The 8,897-nt window shown below is 44.3% G+C and carries 6 protein-coding genes; 4 read left to right on the plus strand and 2 right to left on the minus strand.

Annotation, left to right across the window (positions count from 1 at the left end; genetic code table 11):
* Positions 1 to 112 precede the first annotated feature (112 nt).
* On the minus strand, positions 113 to 427 hold the full coding sequence (locus tag IQ229_RS04095; protein ID WP_194041514.1) for an RNA recognition motif domain-containing protein: 315 nt from the start codon (positions 425 to 427) through the stop codon (positions 113 to 115).
* 957 nt (positions 428 to 1,384) lie between these two features.
* On the opposite strand from IQ229_RS04095, the gene IQ229_RS04100 reads away from it, so the two are divergent.
* On the plus strand, positions 1,385 to 2,887 hold the full coding sequence (locus IQ229_RS04100) for an efflux RND transporter periplasmic adaptor subunit (protein ID WP_228013105.1): 1,503 nt from the start codon (positions 1,385 to 1,387) through the stop codon (positions 2,885 to 2,887).
* Between the two features lie 69 nt (positions 2,888 to 2,956).
* Positions 2,957 to 6,214 (plus strand): efflux RND transporter permease subunit, encoded by a 3,258-nt coding sequence (locus IQ229_RS04105; protein WP_194041518.1) that lies wholly within the window; start codon positions 2,957 to 2,959, stop codon positions 6,212 to 6,214.
* 129 nt (positions 6,215 to 6,343) lie between these two features.
* Here IQ229_RS04105 and ndhN read toward each other — a convergent pair whose 3' ends face one another.
* Entirely contained in the window at positions 6,344 to 6,820 is a 477-nt protein-coding gene (gene ndhN, locus IQ229_RS04110) for an NAD(P)H-quinone oxidoreductase subunit N (RefSeq protein WP_194041520.1), read from the minus strand.
* A gap of 977 nt (positions 6,821 to 7,797) precedes the next feature.
* Between ndhN and rplC the strand changes: the two genes are divergently transcribed.
* Both rplC and rplD read left to right on the plus strand, forming a co-directional pair.
* Positions 7,798 to 8,430 (plus strand): 50S ribosomal protein L3, encoded by a 633-nt coding sequence (gene rplC / locus IQ229_RS04115; protein WP_094349087.1) that lies wholly within the window; start codon positions 7,798 to 7,800, stop codon positions 8,428 to 8,430.
* Between the two features lie 89 nt (positions 8,431 to 8,519).
* Positions 8,520 to 8,897 (plus strand): 50S ribosomal protein L4 (rplD, locus tag IQ229_RS04120; RefSeq protein WP_194041522.1); only part of this gene is annotated, 378 nt, incomplete at its 3' end.

An 8,897-nucleotide genomic window follows, 5' to 3' on the forward strand; every position in this document is an offset into this window, starting at 1 on the left:
CTAGTAGCTCTGTAATCAAGTTTAGTGTTGGTTTAAAATTATTTAGAATCAAAGTTTGGCATAAAAAAGGCTCAAGCATTTCTGCCTGAGCCTTTTCTAAATTCAATTAAGCTTAGTAGCGGTTGTTGCTACGGTTGTAGCCGCCGCCACCACCACGGTTCCCAAAGGAACCACCACTTCTGTCTTCTTTGGGCTTGGCTTTATTTACCTTGAGGTCACGGCCAAGCCATTCAGCACCATCAAGAGCTTCAATGGCTTTTGCTTCTTCATCTTCTGAACTCATTTCCACGAAAGCAAAGCCGCGTAAACGACCTGTTTCACGGTCAGTGGGTAGTTGAACACGCTTTACAGCACCATATTCTGCAAATACAGCACTCAGCGCATCTTGTGTAACATCATAGGAGAGGTTACCAACGTAAATTGACATCAAATGTCTCCAAAATCATAAGTTTGTAGAGATTTAGATTTCGGAGAGAAGTCTGTAATACCAAAAGGAAAAAGCCTGTCAATACTAAAAACAAACACTGTCGCCGAATTAATTCTCATTTCACTTCCCATCATGACATAGCAACCAACTTTCTGGGAAAAAGTTTGAAAAACTGTTATAAAAAGTTATATAAGCGGTTAATAGCTAGATGCTGGCTAGTCTAAAAACGGGTGAGGCTAAGTGAACCGCACCCACGAGAAGGTTATAGTAGCGTCGTTGCGTAGGCGTAGCCCGTCGTAGACATCGCCACTTCCCTGCTGATTCCTGAAAAAATTCGGAAATCTGGGATTCATTCAGTGGTTTGTACGATTTTGAGCAATGATGTCACGCCTTACCTTCCTCACCTAATACAAATATATTTCTGGCAAAAAACCTCATTATTGCTGTTGTTGCTATGGTATTTATCGCCCTGTTTCTTGCAATATTACGCAAGGGGGGTAAGAAAAAATAGTGTTTTCCAGTACATTATAGACATAAAAAGCAATAAATCTTTAATATTCTTAATAAAATAAAGAAAGTCCTATAAGTACAAATACTTACGCATGAAACGAATAAATGGGTAATTATTGTAATATCGCCCATGTTGGGATATTGAACAAAAAGTTTAATATCTTTAGAGAAAGCCAGGTTTCTCCTATGGGTAGATTTCAGAAAACTGACAAATATTTATACTAAGTTTATAATTTATTAATCTGCAAGAAGATTTTCTACCTCTGCGTAAGAAGTAGAGCGGTGAGAAATTTTAGACTTTTATGGGAAAACAGTAATTTCTTATACAGAAAATTACTGATAGACAGCTTATGAATTCTCACCGTTTTTTGTTAATGATATCTCTAAAAATTACTTGGTAAAACACGGCTGTTTAACCCCAAAAGCTCCCCAATAAAAGAAAAATAAATGATCTTGGATATGAATAAGCCGCACAAACAGGTGAGAATGACAGATCCGGTAGCCGCCAACCAGCTCATTAATATCCAATTAAATTCTGTTGTGAAGACTGAAGTGGTGAGCGCAGATGTAAAGAGTAGAATTCTTGCAAACAGCACTTGTACAACAGGTGGAAAAGGGAAAAATTACTTACTTTTCTCCACCTCTGTAAGAAGTTTGTTAATTCCCTGTTTGGTAGGTATAGGATTGCTGACAGCGAGTTGCGGTTCACTGCCCAAAGAATCAGCCGAAGCACAATCTCAAAAATCTGGTAGAGAACGTGGTGGTGCAACGCCTGTAGATGTGGCGATCGCTCGAACTGACTTGCTGCAAAAATCACCAGAATATACAGGTAATACAACACCCTTTCGGATTGTATCATTGCGATCGCAAGTAGAAGCTCGGTTGTTGGCTTTAAACCTTGATGTAGGCGATACAGTAAAACTTGGGCAAAACGTCGGACAGTTAGATGCTACCATACTTTCGACCGAATTAAAGCAAGCAGAAGCAGAACTAGCAGCCCTCAAATCAGAAGTAGCTAGGGCAACAAATCAGGTAAGCAATGCCCGTGCAGACGTTGAACGGGCGCGCCTAGAAGTAGTACAAGCTCAGGCAGACTCACAACGGCAACAGAATCTATTCAAAGCCGGAGCGATCGCTGAACAAACAGCCCAGCAAGCGCGTACCCAGGCGCAAACAGCAGCCCAGGCACTACGGGCAGCTCAAGAGCAGGTTCGTACAGAACAGCAAGCCGTTGCTGCGGCTCAAGGTAGAGTCTTAGCACAACAGGCAGTAGTTGCTCAAACCAAAGAGCGCAGGTCTTACGCCCGGCTGACATCCCCTATCACTGGCGTAGTCACAGAAAGGGTGACAGAACCCGGCAACCTTCTACAAGCAGGTAGTGAAGTCTTGAAAATTGGCGACTTTAACCGTGTGAAAGTCGTCGTGCAAGTTTCCGAATTAGAACTGGCACAAATTCAGGTTGGGCAATCTGTACAAGTCCGCTTAGATGCCTTCCCCAACGAAACATTAATGGGCAGAGTTGCGCGCATTTCTCCAGCTGCCGATGCCACAGCTCGCTTGATACCTGTAGAAGTGGTGATTCCCAACACTCAAGGGAAGATTGGTAGCGGATTACTGGCACGAGTCAATTTTGAAACCCAGGCTCAACAGCGCGTAGTAGTGCCGCAAACAGCTATTCAAAAACAAGCAGGGGCAGCAAAGGGAGTCAGTAAAGAGCAAGAAAATCCATCGGGGGCGCTATTTGTGGTAAAAGACACAGAAGGCAAGACGAAAGTAGCGATGCGTGCTGTCACTTTAGGACAAAAGGCTGATGGCAAAGTGGAAATTCTATCTGGCTTGCAAGCGGGGGAGCGCTATGTTGTTCGCAGTGGTCAACCCTTAAAAAATGGAGACGCTGTACGTTTATCGATTCTTTCCGAAACAGCGGAGTCAGCCCCTAAGGGGAATTAAAAATTCAAAATTCAAAATCTCTTTTGGAATTTTTCATTTTGCCTTTTTAATTGGAGCACAGCGATAATAATGCAACAAGTAAAGAATGGTGGCGGATTTAGTATCAGTGCCATATCAATCCGCCAACATATCGGCACACTCATGCTGACCTTGGCAGTGATAGTGCTAGGTGTCTTCTTTGTAGTCAAGCTACCAGTGGATTTACTACCATCAATCACCTATCCTCGGATTGGTGTGCGAATACAAGCACCTGGAATCTCACCAGAGGTAGCAGTTGATGAAGTAACCAAACCCCTAGAAGAAGCCTTTGCGGCTACTGAAGGTGTGATCCAAATTTTCTCCCAAACTCGTGAGGGACAGGTAAATTTGGATCTTTACTTTCAAACGGGAGGCAATATTGACCAAGCTTTAAACGATGCTACAGCTGCTTTTAACAGAGCTAGAAGCACATTACCAGACACCATCGAAGAACCGCGATTATTTAAAGTTGATCCTTCTCAGTTACCTGTTTATGAATTGGCATTAACTTCGCCTTCTCTAGAAGGCATGGCTTTACGTGTTTTTGCTGAAGAGGAACTAGTCCGCGAACTAAGTGTTGTACCCGGAGTTGCAGGGGTAGATGTATCGGGAGGAGTTCAAGAAGAGGTTAGGGTCAATATAGATTTAGATCGGTTGCAAGCTGTAGGTGTAGGCTTGACCGATGTGCTAGATGAACTCAGAAATCGCAACATAGATATTTCTGGCGGTCGGATTTTGGGGCAGAATTCTGAGCCATTAACCCGTACTGTGGGGCGCTTCCAAAATGCCAATGAAATCAGCAATCTTTCCTTTGAAGTCTCTTCGCCTACTCCTTCATCTTCCTCATCTCCCGATTCTGCCGCTACTTCCACCACTCCCAAACGCCGCGTCTATTTGCGGGACTTTGCCGAAGTTATTGACGGTTCAGAACAACAACGGATTTACGTCTTACTGAACGGGGAACCAGCGATAAAAGTCAGTGTCCAAAAGCAGCCGGATGCCAACACCATCAACGTTGTCGAGGGTGTGAAAAAACGCTTGGAAGAACTCCGACAATCTGGCGTAATTCCCGAAGGGACAGTTATTACACCTACCTTGGATGAGTCGCGGTTTATTAGCAATTCTATCTCGAATGTTGCCACTTCCGGGTTGGTAGGGACTGCACTAGCAGCGATCGCAGTTCTCCTATTTCTCGGTTCTCTACGACAAACTTTCATCATCGTCCTCGCCATCCCCTTAGCAACCCTAGCTGCCATCATCTTGATGGGACTATTTGGCTTATCTCTCAACGTTTTTAGTTTGGGTGGTCTAGCACTGGGTGTAGGTATTGTGGTAGATAACTCCATCGTCATGTTGGAGAACATTGCCGAGGGTGCTGGGATGACTCCCGGTAAAGATAATAAAACCCGCTTGAATTCGCAGCAACTAATTTACCAGGCAGAAAAAAGTAGCCAAGAAGTAGAATCAGCTTTAATTGCTTCTACTAGTACAAACTTGGTGGCGGTGTTGCCATTTTTGCTGATTGGCGGCTTTATCGCACTACTATTTAATGAATTAATTCTTACCATCACCTTTTCTGTTGCGGCTTCAATTTTGATTGCCGTGACCGTTGTACCGATGCTTGCCTCCCGAATGTTGGCATGGAAGTTTTCTAGTCGTCTGAGCAATTTTTGGCTGTTGCGGCAGTTTAATAACCGCTTTGATGCATCTACGAGAGGATACGGCAGTTTTTTAGGTGGGATATTACGCTGGCGGTTGGTTACGGTAGCGATCGCTATTATCCTTTTTGGTGGCGGCAGTTTGTGGATGGCTCCGCAAATTCCCCAAGAAATTCTCCCCCGCATCAATACCGGACAAGCCAACTTAAACGCTCAGTTTCCTCCCGGTACGCCCCTAGAAACTAACCGAAAAGTCATGGCTGCGGTAGATGATATTCTCCGCAATCAACCAGAAACAGAATATGTTTTCTCTACATCTGGTGGTTCCCTCTTTGGTTCTAATACCAATGCCAATCCCCTGCGAAGTACTGCAAATATTACCCTGAAACCGGGTACTAACGTGCAAGCTTATACAGAACGACTTACCCAGGAGTTTAACAAGTTAAATTTAGCCGGAATTCGCTTGCGCCTTGCCCCTGGTCAAGTGCGGGGTTTGATTCTCAGTAACTCTCCCATCCGTGGTGCTGATGTTGACGTGATGCTTCAGGGAAATGACGTAAATACTTTAGAAGAAGCTGGACGTCAGGTACTAGCGGCCCTGGAAGAACAAGTCACCCTTGCGAGGTTTCGTCCCGATGCAGATGAGCGCCAGCCAGAAATTCAGATTATTCCTGATTGGGAAAGGGTTTCAGCTTTGGGGTTAACTACTACAGATATTGGTCAAACAATTCAGACTGCGATCGAAGGTAGTGTACCAACTCAGTTGCAACGCGGCAACCGTTTAGTCGATGTTCGGGTACAGTTGAATGAAAAATCAGTGCAAGCAGCTTCTCAATTAGAAAGGTTGCCTTTATTTGTGGAAAACAATCGCCAAGTTCGCTTGAGCGATGTTGCCAAAATTGCTGAAGCTCAAGCTCCAGGAGAAGTTCAGCGAATTAACCAACGCCAGGTTTTCTTAATTGCTGGCAACTTGACTGAGGGAGCTAGCCTCAGTGATGCCCTAGAACAGGTGAGTACGGTACTAGATAGTTTAGATTTACCTGAAGGTGTTAGCCGCTTACCCAGTTCAGCCGCTGAATCTAATCAGCAACTGCAAAGTTCACTGCAACTGTTGGGTGGATTAGCTGCTTTTCTAGTCTTTGTGGTAATGGCGATACAATATAACTCCCTCATTGACCCGCTAGTAATTATGTTTACAATTCCTTTGGCATTAGCTGGGGGGATTTTCGGACTTTACATTACTAAAACTGCTATTGGAGCAACAGTAATTGTCGGTGCGGTTTTGCTAGTGGGTATTGTGGTCAATAACGCCATCATTATGGTAGAATTGGCGAATCAAATTCGGGAACGGGAAAAAGTTGACCGAAAAACTGCCATTTTGAAAGCTGCTCCTCAACGCCTACGACCAGTGTTAATGACAACTATTACCACTGTTTTAGGTATGTTCCCCCTAGCGTTAGGAATTGGGGAAGGCTCAGAATTTCTGCAACCATTAGGTGTGGTGGTGTTTTCAGGTTTATCTTTGGCAACAGTGCTGACGCTGTTTATCATCCCGTGTTTTTATACTCTGTTACACGATTTGCTGGGTGGAAAATGGGCGAAGCCAGTGTTAATCCGGTTACGTGGATTTACCAAAAAATTTATCAGCTAATGAGCATTTAAGTTGCACATAGCGCAATACCGATAATTGCCAATAGCCAATATATAAAGAGTGAGAAGTTATGAATTTAAAAATTTTAACTCCTCACTCTTTACTTTTAACTCCTCAGCTTTGTAAGTGTTAGCTAGCTAACAGAGTTTTTTCTAGAGAAGTCCAACGGAAAGAGCGATCGCCACCCCTTTCAATGATTACTCTCACTCGTGGTTCTAGTTGAGGCAAATTCGTCAAATACTCAAGTTCCTGATTGGAAAGAATATGCCCTTCAATAATCCACAAGACCAGCCCCTTAGACTTTGGCGGTAGCTGTTCTAGATGAGAATCGAGAATTGGCGGCAGATAGTACACTTGACCTACTGCCGCACCGCTACCAGTACTTTTCTTACCAAGATGAGGAGGTCTGACTCCATGAATTCTTGTGAGATATGCGGCTACATCACCCAGTCCTTTAGCAGTAATGTGAAGGGTAGTATAGCCAGCTGCCCGTAGTCGGCGCTGATATCGACCTTCATAACCCCCTTCCAGAGGTACATACACTCCAAGAGCGCCAAATTTTTCCAGATCGCGGATTAAACCGTTGCCAGTGGTAATTAGTGCCATAGATTTTCGTCTTATCCCACTTAGATATCTCTATTATTTACCCTGAACCGATAGATTAAAAGCATTTTTTTGGGTATTAGGCATTGGGGATGAATTATTCTCCTCTGCTCCCCTGCTCCCCTGCTCCCCTGCTCCTCTGCTCCTCTGCTCCTCTGCTCCTCTGCTCCCCTGCTCCCTAAAAATAGCTCTATAAATTACTGGACAAACATAAATAAATAATTTATATTATTAGATTGTGACCAAAAACGCAAATTAGGTTGACTTTTTACTGTCATTCTGAGGTAGTGTTAGCATCAAAAACTGATGACTTAATCCAAATTGGATAATCTAACTCAGAGCGATCGTAGACTGGTAAACTAAGAGAGCTTTCAGGTCAACATTAGAGCTTATGGAAGAATAACTAAAGTTAATCCTAAGCTCCAAGGTACGTTTACTCCTGTGCCTTAAAAAAAGCGGGCAAAAGCTTAAACAATAGTTTAAGGTGTTTAAGGAAGTAAAACTGAGCAGCAATGTTGGTTTCATGGCATTACGTGAGTCTCAGTTAACGGATACTGGGCGGTAATAACCGCTTAAGTCCAACTGCAACACGGCAGTAGCCAATCTCCGGGAAGCCGCCCTTCGGGCGTGTAAAAATCGGAAAACCCGCCGACAGCGCTGCCTCCAGAAAGTGCCAGAGCAATTGCTTGGACGAAAGCATTGCTGCACACAGCTTAAAGCTGTAGCGCCTTGCATTGATTCCAGAAGTTACTCCTTCCCAAGGGGAAGAGACTTGTGGCTGTTCTGGTGATCTAATGAGTGAAGCTAAACAGATTCACCAAGCAGTAAGGACACGGTTTGTTGTGTCCAAAAGCATTTGGAGCGGTTTATTAAAACCATTCCAAATTTCGCAGGCTAACCCAGCCTAAACTGATGCGTACAAAGCGTGTCCTCTAAAGTCCAATTCCAAGGTCAGCAAGTAGAAAGGAGAACCAGTTACTGTGTCTGTAGGTATTCTCGGCACCAAGCTGGGCATGACTCAAATATTTGACGAAGCAGGAGTATCTATTCCTGTAACTGTCATTCAAGCAGGGCCATGCACTGTTACACAAGTTAAAACGAAAGAAACCGACGGTTACTTTGCCATTCAAGTTGGTTATGGCGAAGTTAAACCCAAGGCACTAAACAGACCACTACTGGGTCATTTGGCTAAATCATCTGCCCCAGCATTGCGTCACTTAAACGAATATCACACCGATAGCTCTAGTGATTATGCTTTAGGTCAAGAGATTAAAGCAGATATTTTTAGCGCTGGTCAAATTGTCGATGTCGTCGGTACAAGCATCGGTCGCGGCTTTGCGGGAAACCAGAAGCGCAATAACTTTGGTCGCGGGCCAATGTCACACGGTTCCAAAAACCACAGAGCGCCCGGTTCTATTGGTGCTGGTACAACACCAGGTCGTGTCTATCCAGGTAAGCGGATGGCAGGTCGTTTAGGTGGAAAACGTATTACAATCCGCAAACTGACCATAGTGCGAGTTGATCCAGAACGCAACTTATTGCTAATTAAAGGAGCCATTCCTGGTAAACCAGGCGCTCTAGTAAGTGTTGTACCTGCAAAAACAGTGGGATAGTCAAAAGTCATTAGTCAGTAGTCAGTAGTCATTGGCTAAGGACAAAAGACAAATGACAAATGACAAATGACAAAGGACAGATAACAAAGATGGTTGAAAGCGTAGTTAAAAATTGGCAAGGAGAACAGGTCGGCGAGACGACCTTCGAATTGCGCGTTGCCAAAGAAGGAACAGCGTCTCATATTGTACACCGCGCCTTAGTACGGCAATTGACCAATGCTCGTCAAGGAAATGCCAGCACAAAAACTCGTGCTGAAGTCAGAGGTGGCGGTCGTAAACCTTGGCGGCAAAAAGGTACTGGTCGCGCTCGTGCAGGGTCTATTCGTTCACCATTGTGGCGTGGTGGTGGTGTGATCTTTGGGCCAAAGCCTAGAGACTTCGACCTGAAATTGAACCGCAAAGAGCGACGTTTAGCACTGCGGACAGCATTTGTCGGTCGTATTGACGACTTGATAGTAGTAGAAGAA

This window comes from Nostoc cf. edaphicum LEGE 07299, from assembly GCF_015207245.1.
GTDB classification, from domain to species: Bacteria; Cyanobacteriota; Cyanobacteriia; order Cyanobacteriales; family Nostocaceae; genus Nostoc; species Nostoc edaphicum_B.

Coding starts and splice junctions, on each gene's coding strand:
- IQ229_RS04095 (WP_194041514.1), bottom strand. CDS start 427: ATGTCAATTTACGTTGGTAACCTCTCCTATGATGTTACACAAGATGCG.
- IQ229_RS04100 (WP_228013105.1), top strand. CDS start 1,385: ATGATCTTGGATATGAATAAGCCGCACAAACAGGTGAGAATGACAGAT.
- IQ229_RS04105 (WP_194041518.1), top strand. CDS start 2,957: ATGCAACAAGTAAAGAATGGTGGCGGATTTAGTATCAGTGCCATATCA.
- ndhN (WP_194041520.1), bottom strand. CDS start 6,820: ATGGCACTAATTACCACTGGCAACGGTTTAATCCGCGATCTGGAAAAA.